17 protein-coding genes, 3 tRNA genes and 1 pseudogene are annotated in these 16,701 nt (G+C 40.3%); 5 read left to right on the forward strand and 16 right to left on the reverse strand.

Going from position 1 to position 16,701, the window contains the following annotated elements:
- The first annotated feature begins 39 nt into the window (after positions 1–39).
- Positions 40–3,339: an AsmA family protein gene (locus C825_RS18820; RefSeq protein WP_010803659.1), complete on the forward strand. Its 3,300-nt coding sequence runs from the start codon at positions 40–42 to the stop codon at positions 3,337–3,339.
- Here C825_RS18820 and rfbB read toward each other — a convergent pair.
- Both rfbB and rfbC read right to left on the reverse strand, forming a co-directional pair.
- Positions 3,334–4,479 (reverse strand): dTDP-glucose 4,6-dehydratase, encoded by a 1,146-nt coding sequence (gene rfbB / locus C825_RS18825; RefSeq protein ID WP_010803660.1) that lies wholly within the window; start codon positions 4,477–4,479, stop codon positions 3,334–3,336. The two genes, C825_RS18820 and rfbB, sit on opposite strands and share 6 nt — an antisense overlap.
- Before the next feature lie 8 nt (positions 4,480–4,487).
- Positions 4,488–5,048 carry a dTDP-4-dehydrorhamnose 3,5-epimerase gene (gene rfbC / locus C825_RS18830; RefSeq protein ID WP_007653212.1) on the reverse strand — a complete coding sequence of 187 codons (561 nt, stop codon included), beginning with the start codon at positions 5,046–5,048 and terminating at the stop codon, positions 4,488–4,490.
- A gap of 156 nt (positions 5,049–5,204) precedes the next feature.
- On the opposite strand from rfbC, the gene C825_RS18835 reads away from it, so the two are divergent.
- Both C825_RS18835 and C825_RS18840 read left to right on the forward strand, forming a co-directional pair.
- A tRNA-Cys gene (locus C825_RS18835) sits at positions 5,205–5,276 on the forward strand.
- Between the two features lie 51 nt (positions 5,277–5,327).
- Positions 5,328–5,399: transfer RNA gene (locus tag C825_RS18840), tRNA-Cys, on the forward strand.
- Between the two features lie 711 nt (positions 5,400–6,110).
- On the opposite strand, the gene C825_RS18845 is transcribed toward C825_RS18840, so the two are convergent.
- Together C825_RS18845 and C825_RS18850 are read right to left on the reverse strand one after the other, a co-directional pair.
- Positions 6,111–6,341: a hypothetical protein gene (locus tag C825_RS18845; RefSeq protein WP_010803661.1), complete on the reverse strand. Its 231-nt coding sequence runs from the start codon at positions 6,339–6,341 to the stop codon at positions 6,111–6,113.
- A gap of 66 nt (positions 6,342–6,407) precedes the next feature.
- Positions 6,408–6,701, reverse strand: coding sequence for a hypothetical protein (locus C825_RS18850; protein ID WP_010803662.1), 294 nt, complete (start codon positions 6,699–6,701; stop codon positions 6,408–6,410).
- Between the two features lie 202 nt (positions 6,702–6,903).
- On the opposite strand from C825_RS18850, the gene C825_RS18855 reads away from it, so the two are divergent.
- Positions 6,904–7,158 carry a helix-turn-helix domain-containing protein gene (locus tag C825_RS18855; RefSeq protein WP_010803663.1) on the forward strand — a complete coding sequence of 85 codons (255 nt, stop codon included), beginning with the start codon at positions 6,904–6,906 and terminating at the stop codon, positions 7,156–7,158.
- A gap of 40 nt (positions 7,159–7,198) precedes the next feature.
- Here the strand turns inward: C825_RS18855 and C825_RS18860 are convergent.
- The 11 genes and pseudogenes from C825_RS18860 to C825_RS18910 form a co-directional block, all read right to left on the reverse strand.
- Positions 7,199–7,612: pseudogene (locus C825_RS18860) on the reverse strand (BRO-N domain-containing protein); the annotation flags it as partial.
- A gap of 333 nt (positions 7,613–7,945) precedes the next feature.
- On the reverse strand, positions 7,946–8,449 hold the full coding sequence (locus C825_RS18865) for a hypothetical protein (RefSeq protein ID WP_010803665.1): 504 nt from the start codon (positions 8,447–8,449) through the stop codon (positions 7,946–7,948).
- Between the two features lie 58 nt (positions 8,450–8,507).
- Positions 8,508–9,179, reverse strand: coding sequence for a hypothetical protein (locus tag C825_RS18870; protein ID WP_010803666.1), 672 nt, complete (start codon positions 9,177–9,179; stop codon positions 8,508–8,510).
- Between the two features lie 310 nt (positions 9,180–9,489).
- Positions 9,490–9,708 (reverse strand): hypothetical protein, encoded by a 219-nt coding sequence (locus C825_RS18875; protein WP_010803667.1) that lies wholly within the window; start codon positions 9,706–9,708, stop codon positions 9,490–9,492.
- The gene (locus tag C825_RS18880) at positions 9,705–10,181 is read right to left on the reverse strand and encodes a hypothetical protein (RefSeq protein ID WP_010803668.1); all 477 of its coding nucleotides are present in this window, start codon (positions 10,179–10,181) and stop codon (positions 9,705–9,707) included. The genes C825_RS18875 and C825_RS18880 overlap by 4 nt, the downstream gene beginning before the upstream one ends.
- Positions 10,181–11,221: a DUF6371 domain-containing protein gene (locus C825_RS18885; RefSeq protein ID WP_010803669.1), complete on the reverse strand. Its 1,041-nt coding sequence runs from the start codon at positions 11,219–11,221 to the stop codon at positions 10,181–10,183. Before C825_RS18885 ends, C825_RS18880 begins: the two co-directional genes overlap by 1 nt.
- A 172-nt stretch (positions 11,222–11,393) precedes the next feature.
- On the reverse strand, positions 11,394–12,449 hold the full coding sequence (locus C825_RS18890) for an AAA family ATPase (RefSeq protein ID WP_010803670.1): 1,056 nt from the start codon (positions 12,447–12,449) through the stop codon (positions 11,394–11,396).
- Positions 12,439–12,741, reverse strand: a complete 303-nt coding sequence (locus C825_RS18895) for a hypothetical protein (RefSeq protein ID WP_010803671.1) — start codon at positions 12,739–12,741, stop codon at positions 12,439–12,441. The genes C825_RS18890 and C825_RS18895 overlap by 11 nt, the downstream gene beginning before the upstream one ends.
- 1 nt (position 12,742) lies before the next feature.
- Complete coding sequence (locus tag C825_RS18900) at positions 12,743–13,042, reverse strand: helix-turn-helix domain-containing protein (protein WP_010803672.1); 300 nt, start codon at positions 13,040–13,042, stop codon at positions 12,743–12,745.
- 166 nt (positions 13,043–13,208) lie between these two features.
- A complete protein-coding gene (locus tag C825_RS18905) occupies positions 13,209–13,781 on the reverse strand; it encodes a hypothetical protein (RefSeq protein ID WP_044214520.1) in 573 nt (190 codons plus the stop codon).
- A gap of 3 nt (positions 13,782–13,784) precedes the next feature.
- The gene (locus tag C825_RS18910) at positions 13,785–15,110 is read right to left on the reverse strand and encodes a tyrosine-type recombinase/integrase (protein ID WP_010803674.1); all 1,326 of its coding nucleotides are present in this window, start codon (positions 15,108–15,110) and stop codon (positions 13,785–13,787) included.
- Between the two features lie 268 nt (positions 15,111–15,378).
- Between C825_RS18910 and C825_RS18915 the strand changes: the two genes are divergently transcribed.
- Positions 15,379–15,450: transfer RNA gene (locus tag C825_RS18915), tRNA-Cys, on the forward strand.
- 154 nt (positions 15,451–15,604) lie between these two features.
- Here C825_RS18915 and C825_RS18920 read toward each other — a convergent pair.
- Positions 15,605–16,582 (reverse strand): hypothetical protein, encoded by a 978-nt coding sequence (locus C825_RS18920; RefSeq protein WP_007653209.1) that lies wholly within the window; start codon positions 16,580–16,582, stop codon positions 15,605–15,607.
- Positions 16,583–16,701: the final 119 nt, after the last annotated feature.

Raw genomic sequence — 16,701 nt, forward strand, 5'->3', positions numbered from 1 at the left:
TATTTACATACTTTTGTATAACCAATACATGAAGGCAATATGAAGATCAATAAAAAATTAATTACGACAATCGTCGTTATCACTGTTACCCTGTTCTTTATCCTTCCGGGCATAGGGTTCAGTATTCTGAACTGGGGCGTTCTTCCTCCGGAGAAACTGACCCCGCTCGTCATCGAACAAACGAATAAGTTTCTTGACGCCCATCTGGATTGCGAGCGGATCGAACTGACTTATTTTGAAACATACCCGCATCTGGGCATCCGGCTCACGAACGGCCATCTAATCTCACATACAGCCGAAGATTCAACGGCACACAAGGAAGAACTGGCCATTCCGTCCGATTCCCTGATCGCTTTCAAATCCGCCGTTATCTCTTTCCGGCCAACCGATTATCTTTTTAACGGCAAAATAACAATAGGCGAAATCAGTATCGAAGAACCTCGTTTCTATGGCTATGTGAATAAGAAAGGTGCTGCCAACTGGGATATCTATTCCACAGAGACCGACTCTGCCGACACCGGCAAAAAGCCGTTGCCTCCCATCGACCTGCAAAAAGTACGCATCACAAACGGCCGTTTCACTTATGATGACCGCGAAGCCGATCTGTTTGCTGAAATAAACGGCTTCTTCCTCAACCTGGACGGTTCACTGACCGACGGAAAGAATAAACTGGATATTGAAACAGGCTCAACTTCCATCCTGTTCAGCAGTCCGACTTATACACTGGAAAACAAACTGGCCCTGAAACTGAAAAGCCAGCTTTTACTTTCTGACAACTTCAACACGATCACGTTGAATGATGCCGAACTACTCGTTAACAATCTTCCTTTTACAGCCAACGGCTCTGTCAGCAGTTTACCGCCGCTGAAACAAACTAAAATAGACATGGAAGTCGGACTCAAAATATCCGACATGAACGATTTATTGAAATTCATTCCCGATGCCTATTTCCAAAACAGAGATAAAACACTGGCAAAAGGAGCTATCATCATGAAAGGAAACATACACGGTTACCTGGGAGACAGTATTGTTCCGTCTGTCAACCTGTGTTGTAAAATAGAGAACGGCTCCTACCACGTCAAAGGCCTCAAGCAGGGAATCGACACCATACAGATAGATATGGACCTCCATCTGAACGGCATGTATCCGGATTCTTCTTTTGTCTCACTGGAACAACTGAGATTAAAAGGACTGACAACCTCTTTGGATATGCGTGGAAAAGTAACCAACCTGCTGACTTCACCGAATGTCGACGCCAATATAAAAGGTAAGATCGACTTCACACGGCTTGCACAGGAATTTCTGAACCCGGACACCCTGTTCCTTCAGGGAGTAATGGATGCCGATCTTTCCGCTTCATTTAATGTGGATGACTTACTGGACAGCCAATACGGCAAAGTTCACGCTTCAGGCCGGTTAAAAATAGATACGCTGAAGGCTTATAGCAAACCGTTGGGTATGGACGTCTTTATAACAAATGCCGGTTTCTCGGTCGACTCCACCCAACAGGGTAGTTCTTATCTGGAAAATAAAGACCTGTTAAGCATGTCTTTGTCGGTAGACAGCCTGAACATCAAATACCAGGATGACATCAATACAAATATCAGCCGACTGGCCATACAGGCAAAAACATCGCCTGTCATAGATACGACAGCCGTTATCCCCATGACTGCACAACTGAAGTTTGACTATCTGCGTACCCGCCTGCCCGATTCCGTATGGCTGGTAGCCGGACAAACCGTCATGAAAGGTGGCATCAAATCGTCAGCCTCCAATAAACGGATACCCACCGCAGGTACCACCATTTCTGTCGATACCCTGCGATACTTCATCCTGCCGATGCATACCGGAATGATACTTGCCGGAAACACATTCAATCTAGAAGCACTCCCCTATCGGGATGCCGTGCGCCAGCGAAGACTTGCCCGGACCGATACAACATCACAGGCCAATACAACCAGGCAGGCACGTACACGCCGCCCAAGGACACCCGGTCAAATCCAAACGGATACCACCGACGTGACAACACAATTATTACGTCGCTGGGAAGTCCGAGGCAGCCTCTCCTTTAACAAAATGAGGGGGTTCAGCCGCCTGTTACCCATCCCTATGCGAATAGACCAGACCACCATGAAATTCAATACTAACGATATCACATTGACCAATGCCCACCTGCATCTGGGAAAAAGTGATTTTATGCTGAACGGAGAAATAAACCGTATCCGCCAGGCCATGCTTCGGGGAGGGAAACTACGGGGTAACTTCTCACTGACATCCGATTATATCGATTGTAACCAGCTAATGAAAGCGATGAACTCCGGCATGCAATATTCGGAACAACACCTCGCTACAGCCGGTCAATCAGTAATGGACGAGGAAAGTTTTGTTACCATGGATACCCATACTCTACAGGATTCCATTGCAACAGCAACACTGGATACAACAGACCGGGTATTTGTCATCCCGGCTAATCTGGACATAACGCTTCACACAAACGCCCAAAAGATCGACTTCAAGGATGCCGAACTTACCAATGTACTCGGTGAAGTGATTATCCGCGATCAAAGCATCAATCTTAGTAACCTCAAGATGGATTCAAATATCGGCCGCGGAAACATGACCATGTTCTACACGGCTAAAGACTATAGTGGGGCATCCGCCGGTTTCGATCTCGATATGGAAGATGTAATGGTTGAGAAACTGATCGGATTGTATCCGGCCATCGACACACTCGTCCCGATGTTACGTTCTTTTGAAGGAGTAGTCGACTGCCAGGTGACAGCAACCTGCAAGATGGATTCCACCATGTCGCTGAAACTTCCTTCCCTGCACTCAGCCTGCTATCTGCATGGGGAAAACATGGTGCTGCTGGACGGTGAAACTTTTACTGAAATATCCAAGACGCTTATGTTCAAAAACAAGAAGCGGAATGTAATAGACAGTATATCGGTCGATCTGGCCATCAAAGACAATAAAATAGAAGTATTCCCCTTCCTGGTGGAAATGGACAGATATAAAGTAGCCGTCGGAGGAACTCATAACCTGGATATGACTTTCAACTATCATCTGTCTGTACTCAAATCGCCGGTTCCGTTTAAACTCGGAATCGACATCACCGGTAATTTGGATGATTTCAAATATAAAATTGTAAAGTGCCGCTACAAAGACCTTTTTAAACCGGCTAAAGAAGCGGAGCTGGACAGTACTCGGACAAATGTCCGGAAAGAAATACGGGAATCGATACGTAACCAAATAAAAGAGACTGCTCCCGAACTGGTGAGCAGCCTCTCTCCTAATCATACGGTAACTCCTCCGGAAGGAGAAACCAATGCTTTATAATTCACGGCCGGAGTACATCCGGTCGTAATATTTCATATAATCGCCACCCGTGATGTCTTCTACCCACTGTTGGTTTTCCAGATACCAGCGGATTGTTTTTACGATGCCGACTTCAAATGTCGTTTCAGGAGTCCAGCCAAGCTCTTCAGAGATTTTCGTCGGGTCAATAGCATAACGCATGTCATGTCCGAGGCGGTCCTTCACAAAAGTAATCAGGCTTTCATTAATCCAGTCGACAGCAATTTCCCCGTCCGGACCAATCTCTTTCTTTTTCAGCACCTGGCGATATTCAGGCTGTTCGGTCATTAAGCGATGGATTGTACTGATCGTCAGTTTTACAATCTCAATGTTTTGCTTTTCGTTATGGCCACCTACATTATAGACTTCTCCTACCCGTCCACGATGAATAACAGCATCGATAGCCTTGCAATGATCTTCCACATACAACCAGTCTCTTACATTCTTTCCGTCACCATACACCGGCAGGGATTTTCCTTCCAGGATATTCTTTATAATAAGAGGAATCAGTTTTTCCGGAAAATGATAAGGACCATAATTATTGGAACAACGGGTAATGCTTACCGGCATTTTATAAGTATCGAAATACGCTTTTACAAATAAATCGGCACTTGTTTTGGAGGCGCTGTACGGACTTCTCGGATCCAGCGGAGTCGTTTCATGGAAATAACCTTCCGCACCCAGGCTACCGTAAACTTCATCTGTAGAAACCTGATGGAAACGTACGCCTTCACGCCACAGAGGATAACCGGCCTCGTCTTTCCCTGTCACCCAGGCTCTGCGGGCTGCATCCAGTAAATTTTGTGTTCCCAGAATATTAGTTACAAGGAATAACTGCGGATTCTCAATACTACGATCCACATGACTTTCTGCAGCAAAATTAACTACATAATCAAAATTATACTTAGCAAAAAGTTCATCAGCCAACGTACGGTCGCAGATATCGCCTTTCACAAACTCACAACGTTCGCCATCGATATCTCCTGCTATCGTACCCAGATTTCCTGCATAAGTCAGCAAGTCGAGAACTACAATCTTTATATCCTGATGCTCTGCCAGCATATATTTGATAAAGTTAGCACCAATAAAACCGGCAGCACCGGTAACCAGATAAGTCTTCATCGTCCGTATTATTTAAATGTAAAATTATATTCCGCCTCACTGAACAGAGGCGCTTTTGTATCTTTCTCTGATAAATTTACAGCATCGATATCTGTAATTCCCCAATCCACACCTATCGCCGGATCATCAAAACGAAGTCCTTTTTCATGGCTGGGCATATAAGGGTTATCCACTTTATAAGTAAAAATCGCTTCGTCGCTCAACACGTGGAATCCATGGGCAAATCCCTGCGGAATAAAGAACTGTCGTTTATTCTCTGCCGAAAGTTCAACCGATACATATTTTCCGAATGTCGGAGATCCGGCACGCAAATCGACGGCAACATCCAGAACACGTCCTGTGATCACCCGCACCAACTTCGACTGCGAATAAGGAGCCAATTGATAATGTAATCCTCTAAGTACTCCCTTGGAAGAACAGGACTCATTATCCTGAATAAAATTCACTTTACCGATGTGTTGTTCAAACTCAGATTGTTTAAATGCTTCCATAAAATATCCCCGCGCGTCATTAAACACCTTAGGTTCAATGATCCAGACACCGGATATTTCCGTTTCTATATAATTCATTCCTTTATATTTATACTAACAGGGGACAAAGTAACTTCTTTTTCCTTAGTTCTGCAACAATCAAAGCCTGCAAAAAGAATGAAAAAGATTTGCATATATCAAACATAATGCCTTTCTTTGCACTCGCAAAACGATAAGACGTTATTTGAAATAGATGGTTCCTTGGATGAGTGGCTTAGTCAGCGGTCTGCAAAACCGTGTACGGCGGTTCGAATCCGCCAGGAACCTCAATGTTATTATTGTGTTTATTACAGTAACAAAACCACGAAACATTCGTATGGTGCCTTGGATGAGTGGCTTAGTCAGTGGTCTGCAAAACCATGTACGGCAGTTCGAATCTGCCAGGCACCTCACTAAAAACAAAAATGGTACTACATTGGTACTACATTAAAAAGGTTCTACTACTTCTAAGGTAATAGAACCTTTTTTATTACCTTATTAATGCCAATAATTAAACGAGCTCAAAATTGCGCCTGTTGCATTTCCTTGCTACACCGTAGTCTTTAGGCCAGTTTCTCCTACTAATTTCTTCTTAACGTTTTTTAGAGGTCACTACTACTATAGATAACTACAGTTGGTTGCTATGGGGAAGAAGGCAGGAAGATGCTACGGTTTTTCGTGTTTGGTTTTTCTGGGCTTTGCCATCACTCCAAACTATCTACTTCGAAACATACAATCGATAATAAAGACAGCACGAAACAGTGTTCTCATATTCCTGGTATTCCTTTATCTAAAAACTCACAGTTTAGAATTAAGCAATGAAAATATTCGGTTAAATTTTCACCGATGTTGTTAAACCCCCTTGGTTTAACCTTAGTATATTATGCTAAGTTAAGCAACATATTAGAAAAAAGTTTTTTACCTTACATTGAATCGGTGACCTCAATCCGAATGGGGGCATCCGTCAGCCTCCTTACCGTAATCTTACCGCTATTTATGACGATCCAAAACTGGATTATCATACAAACCCGGCAGCCGTATTACTGCCGGGGCATCATAGAGATACGGATACGTTGGGTACGAAAGACCCCAATGTGCTGTATCAACGCTTGATATGTTGTTTTATGCGGCAGTCAATGAGGCAAAGAACTTTCTGTATTCTCTTATAGCTTGGATAATTGATAAGTACTTACCCTGTGAGGCTTCCGGATCATTAAGGCTCATATCGGCCAGATCGCATGTTATATCGTCTATCTCTCGTAAGATATCCATGATACCGGCATTGTTATTACTCTGTAATTCTTCAATCTTAGATAAGATTGCACTGTCGATGTTAGTTCTTTTTGTTTCCATAATTGTTTATGTCAATAATATTTCTTGTTTGGGATGGAGTGGTTACTATCCACCCCACCCAGATTATTAATCTCCGTTATATCTATTGTTAGCATAATAGTTCACCAAAGTATCAGCCATGAAAGCCATAGAAGAAACCTTTACATTGCGCTTTGCGTCTCTTTCCTTTTCCTGCTTTGCAGCAAGGTTCCAAAGGTTATACATGTTCATAGCTTTGTTATAAGAAGACCGTTCGTTCTTCCAGGCTTCTTTCAAGCATTCGCCAAATGTTAATACATGATTACGATACTTCTTTCCAGCCTTGAACATTGACCAGGCTGATTTCATGATTCTACTTTTGCTGTACTTTGGTGCTTCCATTGTTTTGTTGTTTTACTTTGATGATGCAAATGTATAGTTAAAACTAAACCTTCACAAAGATTTGTTTAGCTTTAACAAAACATTAACACATCACCATCATTTAGTTAAAACAGCATTTTGTTGGAATAAAGTTTAGATATTACTGTATTTCTTCATGGAAAAGCAATATATTTGCGTCAAGTTATAACTAAACATTTGGGATATGGATATTAAATCAGTAATTAAAGCACATGGCTATACTATTGAACGTATAGCAAATGAATGGGAAGGTAAAAACGGTAAGCCAATAACTAAAGGGGCGTTATCACAGTCTATTAACAAAAATCCCACGATTGACACTCTCCAAAGAATAGCTAATGTAATAGGGTGCAAAGTGGGGGATTTCTTTGCAGATGAACTTGATAATGTAATTCGCTGCCCTCATTGCGGGAAAGATATCAATATTAAAGTAGAATAATGTCCCGTCCCGCTTCTGTAAATACCGAAGTGTCCCACTTTTGGCACAGGTATCCGTTTTTGCGAAGCCATTCGAATAATCTGTTTTGTCCGATCTTGATTCCATTTTGTTGTAAAATCTTCGCCAACTCAGCTATCAAGCATGAACGCCGGGATGTGGACACTGCATCTGCGAATAATACCTTGGGAGCGTCAGATCGAATCTTTTGTTCTGCCTCGATACGTTTTTGTTGTTCCTCCTTGAGATTAGTGGCTAACTGGATCAGGAAGTCGGGTGAAGTTAAAGCCTTTTCCAATGTGGTGTTTGTCATATATGCACCATGCTTGCGGATGGAAGGAAGGACTTCGCTTGTTACCCATTTACGGAAAGACTTCACTTTCGGAGATGAGCTTTGTAAAATCACATCATAGAAGCCTGATTCAGTGACGAAATTAGCTTTTGTGTTTCCCGTGTTACCCTCCGTCAAGTTTAGGGCGTGTAAATCAATAAGATACACTTTATTAATCCGTAGAATTTACGGCATTGAGTTAATACCCCAATTTAAGGTATTATTAAACGTCTGATTTTCACCATGTCGCATTTTTGAGATATGGGGTATCGGTTAAACCTAGCCCCTCCCTTTCCATATTTGAAAGGAACCGGCATTATCGTGAAACACCTTTTTGCCTGATTATCAGATGATAGGGATTTACACCTTATAAACAGAAAAACCAGGATAAACTAATAATCAATAATTTAGCCCCGAACCGATTGTTACCGGAACGGAGCTAATACCTAAACAGTCTGCTCAACCTTCCGGTTGGCCAGCTTTCCCTATCGCCTCCTTTTCCTTAAGATACAAAGCACATTTCGAGCATTGAAGAGGCAAATAGTACTTGATTTGTTCCTCCTGTTCTGTTTGCTCTTTTTTCATCTGCTGAAGGTCGGCAAGTTTCATGCCGATATCGGCCTTTAACTTCGGGTCTTTCTCTCGCCGGAATAGTATTGTCAGTTCCCGGACTAATTCGGCCTTACCTATGTCCTGGCCTTCCATGCCTCTGTCAATGTCAGAGGCACGTGCTTGCGTCTGGTACTCCTGAATGAATGCTTGTACCTTATCGCTGTTGAACCATTTAGACAGATTAACCCGGAATCCTTCGCCTTCAGATTTTAACGGCTTTTCCCGTGAGCATACGAAAGCCATTTTCTTGTCTTTGGTAATTAAATAAGCCTGTAGGCAAAACCGTTCTTTCTCAGTCAGTTGAGACATGAAAGAGACTCTTTCTTCCAATGCGTATATTCGTTGTGCCATAATGATTTAATTTAGGGGGGGTATGCGTATTTTTCGGCATACCCCCTGTGATTAATAATTATAAATTGATAGAACTTACTCCTGTTCTCTCGAAACGTTCTTCTAATCTGGATGAGATCTGCTTTAACCGGAATAAATCCCATTTAGCAAACTCTTCAACCGTTACGCCCTGGCCAAAACGGGCAAACCAAAGCTGATTGCCCGCAAAAGGTCGCAAACCTTGTTCTTTCTCATAATCCCGACAGTCCCTGTATGCTGTGTACAATTTTTGATACAACTCAAACAGCTTCTTTTCTTCTGCACGGAATCGACGTATGCCGATTGACGAGATACACTTGTCTACTTCTTCAGGATTAAAGCAGAATCGCCCGTTTCCCGCTTGAATAAGCGATAATTTTACACCTTTGATGTTCCGGGCATAATCCGTACAAACGCCCTCCAAACGACCTAATACAGCGTCAAAAACCTTTCTGATCCTAACTTTCTCCTCATTCGGGCAAAAAGGAAGAGAAAGAACGTATTCCCGTTCTTTATTTCGGATAATTTCCGCTATAGCCCGTTCAGTCTTTAAAGCTTCCAGCAATTCAATATCAACTGCAAAACCTTCCTTTTCGAATGCAGGCACTAAAATTTCATTGATAAACTGCTCAATGTCATGGAATCTCTGCAATTCTTCCGCTCTTGCTTCTTCGTTGATAACTGTGTTTGGTAAATTAATAATCTGTGTCATAATTATTTATGATTTAATAGTGAGAAAAAAAATCCAAGAAAAAAAATTTATCTGTATCGAATGCCCCCCAATTCTACCACCTGGTAGACCGGGGGTGTACCCCCTCCCTTACCAGTCATCTGAATGCAGATAAAAACGTTTCAACTTCCGGCAATATCGCCTCCGAATAAACTGTTGCCGTTGCTCCTTCGAACGAAAGTAGAACATTGTTCGGCTGTCAATCCTCAACTTGTACATTGTCGACACGTCAGGAGATAAACGAGTTGTGTCTAATGGCTGTTGCCTGTTGATTAAGTCCAGCTTCTCCATATCACATAATCTCCATTACAAACCGTTCGAAGGTCAATACAATAGGCTGCTTACCCGTAAATCGAAAAGCGTAATCTAGCTTATCGTTATGCTCCACACATAGGTAGATATCCCCTCTTCTAAGATTCTTTTCCCACCAGGCGATATCAAACGGTATCTTCATACCCATTCTGTCAATTAGGCGTATCTGGTCGATGTTTTCTACTTTTGTCGCTATCATATGCTCATTTCGTTTAAAAAGTCGTCGTAACATTTAACGATAGCATAATGACCGCCAGCTGCTTTTATTTTTGCCTCAACATCCTTCTGTATATCCGATTGGCGATCCTTACCTATTTTGATCTCAAAATTGTACACCTTGCCGTTATAGGTCACTTGTACATCGGCAATACCTTTCGTTGTACCGGACTTGCGCCAGCATCCCAGATGCGAATCATATTGTCCCTGGCTATTCTGACGCTGATAGAAGGCATTATTAACCTTTGACCAAGCATCTATACATTTAGCCAAAGAATTGGCTGTATCGTCCCGAAATGAGGTCTTAAATCGGCAATGTTTAGGTATAGAGCTATCCCGGTATTTCCAATCGAAATAATCTTCCTCTAATTGCTTCACGCTATCCGGCTTCATATACCGGGATTTGGCCGGTTTCTTTATCTTTTCTATTGTAGGAATTAAATCATTCGTATTCATTACGCAATAAGTTTTAAATCAAATGTTTCAATTAATGATTTCAGTACCGGGTTAATACCTAACAGTGTATCCAACGTATTCGGAGCCGGTCTACAATCAGTCATAAGATCACGTATTAACCAATCTGCCAGGTCGATCTTGTTAATCCTATCCTGATCGGTCGCATTCTTTTCCAATATATCCGATACCAGGACATTACACCCTATGGATTCAAGCTCTTTGGCCTTATCTTTCCAGTAGTCGAACCCGTCTACATCGGGGAACGCTAGAACCGTTCTTCCATGCAATACCTTCATCTTTTCAATAGATAGCTGGCTTTTGCCGCCCGTGGCCAACCATATGTATTCAGGGTACACACCAGACGCAATCAAGGCTGATTTCTCACTTTCTACCAATGCTACCGGCTTTTTAGGGTACATCTTCAAAAGCTGCTCACCGAATAGGCATTGAACCAGGTTGAAATTGTCCGGCAATAGCTTCTTTTTCTTCAATATCGAATGAACCCAGTTGATGCCACCTGCATCTTTTACCCTACGTCCGGTTTCCGGGTTGTACCGCATGATCTTGCCGGTTCGAGCTTTGCCATTGATATCAATCTGCCAGTAGATGATACAACCGTCTTTAGTGGCTCCCAAAGTGTAATCATTCATCAGTCTTTCAATCGTAGGTGATTCCAGCGTATAACGGTCAAATAAGCCGCACAAGAAGCGGATAAACGAACTATTATAGCTTAATGCCTTTTCAACGTATTGAAAAGGAATATAGCCTACTTCTTGTTGAGGCTTCTGTATTGTTTTTTGCCGGACAGGAGCTACAAACAGTTCTTTCTCTACCGGATTATCAATAAAGAACTGTTTCGGTGTATAGTGGTATCCACAACTACTTTCGTGATTGCACCGTCCGACCGTTCTATCTATCGGTTCCCCTGTATTGCCGTTCATGTAATAAGCGAACGAGTGAGGATCGCCACACAACGGGCATTCATGCCGGGAAGATCGACCGGCGTATTTTTCCAAATATGGTTGATTGTAATTTGTCATACTATTATCAATTGAAAAGAACAACATCAATGAATATAGGTGGGTACTATGGTTATGGCTACTTAGGTGGGTACAGGGTACACCCCCTATATATAGGGGGGTGTGTACCCGGTTACCCGTACCATTGCTACTGTACCCGAAAATACCCGATTGTACCCGGTAGTGTACCCGCTTAAAAAGGTAATTGTTCCGATTCATTATTTGTCTCCTTTCCTTTGTAATAAAGTAACCCCACATTGTTTTCAACAAGTACCCCTATTTCCCTGGCTTCTCTTATTCTTCGGTTAGCCATAGATTTCTTTATCCCCTCGTCGACCATAATAGCATCTCTTAAATCAGTTTGCCGAATAGGTTGAGTATATTTACAAAAGATGGTCTTAAGATTATCTTCTTTATCAGACTTTTCAGGAATAGAAGCAAGTACGGGTAATCCTTCCTTATTCACGGCAAAAGCAAAATCGTCTACTGCAATATCTCTGCACCGTTCTACTGATACGGTTGAGATATCACCATCTGCCCGGACGATAAACAAGGCTTGTGCCTTATTGAGAAAGTTTGTTCCTAAATGGCCTCTAGGTTTATCGCCTCCTGGATTGGTATGTAATACTGTAACAATATGATTATCTAATTCTTTCGTGATATCCATGAACATCGTAGCCAGCTTTGCACTTTCAGAGCTATCATTTACATCAAGGATAAGATCAGCAGCACCGTCTACCACTACCAAAGAAGGACGATATAACCGAATCGCTTTATCTGTTAATTCTCTGCGCCTCCCCGGTTCGTACTCTCTAAAACAAAGCATACGGAACCGATCTGTTTTTTGATTCGTTGGTAATCCTGCAATTCGGCATACCCGTTTAGCGATTTTGGCCGCATGATAGATACTTTGTTCCGTATCGATCCATAGTACACTGCCTGCATCATTAGGACTACTCATGTTCATGTATTCATCAGTACACAGATAAGCACCAACCATAGCAGATACACAAAATGTTTTCCGGCTTTTAGCGGCTCCGACCACAACAGAAAAGTCACCTTTGCTGATCATTACCTTATTCCCTTGATACAGTACTGGTGGTGGTGATGGGATATCAATACTTAAGTCTATTTCTGCTTTTTGAAGCAATGAAAGAGATTCATCATCGATATTTACGCCATTATTACCACTGTGCAAATCAATCTTTTGCAACTCGGCTTTAATAATATCTCTGTAGTTAGAAGTCATCTTGTTGGTCATTTAAAAAAGATAATTCACCCTGTTTATTATCAGGTATCAGCCAGTAAAGTTTGCACATGTTTGCCTGTCTGACATCTTGAATATTATACCCATCTTTACGCAAATCAGAAATTACTTTGCGAGCGTCATTACTATTTGTGAGATTATTAATATCTTTCGCTGTAAGTCTTTTTCCTGACCTAAAAAGGAATCGGACAGTTGCACGTATTCGATTTTTTGCACTATCTTTGTTCCCGGTTTCAGGGGCGGGCTTTGTGTTCGCCTTTTTCTTTGCTTCCATGTTATCCCCTCCGGTATTTAAATACTACTTGCTCTTTCACAGCTCGATCTATAGCATCCGCATCATACAGTATTCTACTTCCAATTCGTTTAGACTCAATAAGCCCCTCCTTAGTAAGCCTTGCCAAAGTAGGTAATGTTACATGTATTTTATCGGCTGTTTCTTGCCGGGTATAATACCTCGGTTCTCTCTTTTCCGTCACTACAAGAACCTTCTCCGACACCCTATCTACTATAACGTCTATAATTGGAGCAAAAAAGCTCATTATGACGGATTGTTGTGTTGAATTCAAATTATTCATCTTTCCTATTCTTTTTAAATTGATAAAGAAAGATTCGTTGTGCACCGCAAATCTTTTATGCAAAAGTAAATAGGGGGGAAAAACAAAAGTGAGTGCAAATATTAGGGTAATTTACCCCCTATTGCACCCACTTTTTACTCCCAGTGGTTATCAGTTAGTTATGTCTTTATCTATAGTAATTCCTTATCATATCATATTTATCTTTATTGTTTTTTGTTTCATCTTTTGCAATTATACCCATACCTGCAATAACATCATATAAAATAGGGTATATTTCATATTTATTCAAATTATTCCAATTCCCGGAATCAATAAGTTCATTCTTGATTTTATTTAGGAACTCTTTAAGATAAACGCTTTTCCTTATCTCTTTCTCATATGTTACAGAAGATAACCGCCTTTGTACAACTTCTGGATCAATAACCGATGCTCCGTTTGAAGAAAGGGACAGCATGTATTTATCATTTAAATCGATTAACTGATTTGATAAGGCTCGTCTTATCAGTTCGACAATGTTATTATCAACAAATATTTTTTGAGAGTGACATTTCCCCGATATAAATACTCCTTCTTCCTCCGATTGTAATAATCTTAATGCATTGAGTAAGTTATATTCTTCATTATCCGCTTTATAACTCACCTCCATAAAAGCCGAATCAATTGCTTTATCAAGAACATCATTGCCAGTTTTAGGCATATTGAGCAACCAACTCATATTGTTAATAATTCTTTTCATCATTTTTTATTTGGCTACTTTCAATTTTGCGAAATAATTCTCTTTTGCAGCAATCATACTCTTTTCTGATTCATCAAGTTTAAGATATGTCTTTAGTTGCTGTTCGCTACTATGGCCGGTTATAGCCATGATAGAGCTAAGAGACGCACCAGCTTTATACATATTAGTCGCAAGACTTCTACGGCAAGTATGAGTTTTCAAAAGGTCGCAAAAACGTTTCTTTGCTACATATTCCATTGCTCCCCGTTGTTCATCCAGTTCTACTATCTCCGTCCAACCTAGAGCTTCACCAATTTCTTTGATATGGTCGTTTATCTTTTGATCATAAACTTTTGGCAAAGATCCGTCATACTTATTTAAGATAGCTTCTACTCGAGGATCCAGGGGAATATACACAATGTTCCCTGTCTTTTCCTGCTTTAGTTTAATATAACGGTTCCCGTCAGTAAGGGTAACGAGCATCTTTGCATTGATGCGCTTATAATCGCTTACACGCTGTCCGGTCAGGCAACCTACTACAAACACATCTTTTACTTTCTCCCATGCCGGACGATTAGATAAATCATACTCGTAAAGCTCCTGTATGCGTTCCTCTGTCAAATAAACATTATCAACATCTTTATAAATAACATCAAATCCAGATCGAACGTTACCGGCATCCATTAGCTTTAATTGTTCAGCTGCATAACAGATCGTTTTGCATATCTTCACCATTCTAGCAATAGTATTCGGAGAATATTCTTTGTCGGTCAGGAATAACCGGAAATCATTATAAAACTCTATTGTTAGATCGCTAAAGTCAACAACTCTTAGCCTTGCTTCCTGATATGCTTTGAACTGCGAATGGAAGCCCTTATAACTTTTGACTGTTCCAGGTGATACATTAGTAGTACCGCCTTTTTTCTTGCGTTTCCCTGTTTCACACTCATGGATGAATTGAACAATGAAGTCATTGAAGTTTGTAGCTTGTTCTTCTTCCAATGCTTTCGCCTCAACTTCTGCACGTTTCTTTTCTTCTGCGATCTGTTCTGCATACACTATTTCATGAATGCGTTTTTTAGCCATATCAGAAGTAATAGCCACACCATTCTTTATAAGGGCATCAATCATGGCGGAAATAGCATCAAGTTTAATAAAGAGGTTTTTACCTTTACCATTCCTGAACACTGTTAACGCTTTTGCACCAGTCAAAGACTTATTCCATTCCTTGATATCAACTTCTAGTCCAGTAGACACCCGAATGTTTATCTTTGGCACTCTGTTTTGTATGCGAGCGTATAAGGTTGCATATCCTTCACTTTTATCGGTTCTTAGAATGAATGTAGCTGCCATATCTTTTACTGTTTAAATTGGTACTACAAATATAGAGGTTCTTTTTAATTTGGTACTACATTGGTACTACAATCTTTTATCTTATTTTATTTCTATTTCTTTCACAAATAAAACAAAACACTGATTTTCAATAATACCAATATTTAATCTTTTATTAAAGATATAAGCAAAATAAAAGAAAAGAGGTTCGCCAGGAACCTCGAAGAGAAAATAACAATTGATAATTAACAATTACAATTTTATTAATCAATTGATTTTTAGCCACATTGGTACCTTGGATGAGTGGCTTAGTCAGTGGTCTGCAAAACCATGTACGGCAGTTCGAATCTGCCAGGTACCTCCGAAATTAGTGAAGGAACAGAATGAAAATTTCTGTTCCTTCTTCTTTTTTTAAGCACTTACGCTATCTGTCATGAAAGAACTGAAAACTTAATACTCCATAACTCCTTGCATTTCATTATTTGAGAGGTGAATTGCATAAGTCGGTATTACCCTTACAACAATATCTTATCGGCCATATTGTTTACGTAGTTTTTTTGCTCGTTAAAGAAATCAGCTTGCTGTAATTCGTTGGATTGAGTTATGAGCGTCGAATATTTCTTTAGTGAATCTATCCAGTGTTTATGCCTGTCAATTATATTTCGGTTTCTTGTGTGCATAGGATAACAGACGTTATGCCAGAAAGCCGATTCTTCATTATCTTCCCAAGATATATAAGATGTACTGCTGCTGATACCGAGCATGGATAGATAAATATCATAACTGCTTCCATTAGGATCAGTTCCTTTTGTTATGATCTTTTCCGTAAAATCCATATAGCGTAGATACTGTTCTTTAAGCCTGATGAGTTCCGATTCATCTATAAGTCCCCGTATGTAGAAATATTGTATTTCTTTTATCAGGTTCAGATGTATATTTTTATCTATGATCATGGTCACTTTCTTTAAGTTTTTATGTAAGTTGTTGATATTTTTGCATATATCTTTTATCTGGGGAGGGATAACCAAGTTTGAATAATGATAATTCAAAGGTACCTCTTTCATTTGATGCATCCAATGGTAGTAGACGAATTTGAATAACTCGTCAAAACCGACAAACATAGTACTCAACATGTTATTTATCGTGTTTATAACCTCTGTATTTTCAGCGTTTAGAATATTCTTCAGATAGTTCTCATAAAAGAGAAGAAATTCCAGAAAGTTGTTATCCGGATTCTTATCGGAAGAGCCTATGTAATTAAAAGTAAAGGTGTTTGTATTCTTGTTTCCTAATATTTCATCAAGTGAAAAACTTAATTCAACAGATAGTTTATGTATCTCTTCCAATGATAATGCTTTCTCTCCTCTCAATCTCCGGTAAGCCGACTCTTTTCCCAGATCTAAAATATCCATCAAGTAATTAACAGGTTTGATATTTTCTGGTATACAGTTCAGTATTTTATCTAAAACAGATTTGTTTAAATTATTATTCATAAGTAAACCAATTATTTAACATGGCTAAATTAGATATAAAATCCTGTGTGAAGAATGTCTGGAGTGAAGGGTTTGTGTCAAACATTGACACGAAACAGTTGTTTATTTTTAATAAATGA

This window comes from Parabacteroides sp. ASF519 (genome assembly GCF_000364265.2).
GTDB classification, from domain to species: Bacteria; Bacteroidota; Bacteroidia; order Bacteroidales; family Tannerellaceae; genus Parabacteroides; species Parabacteroides goldsteinii.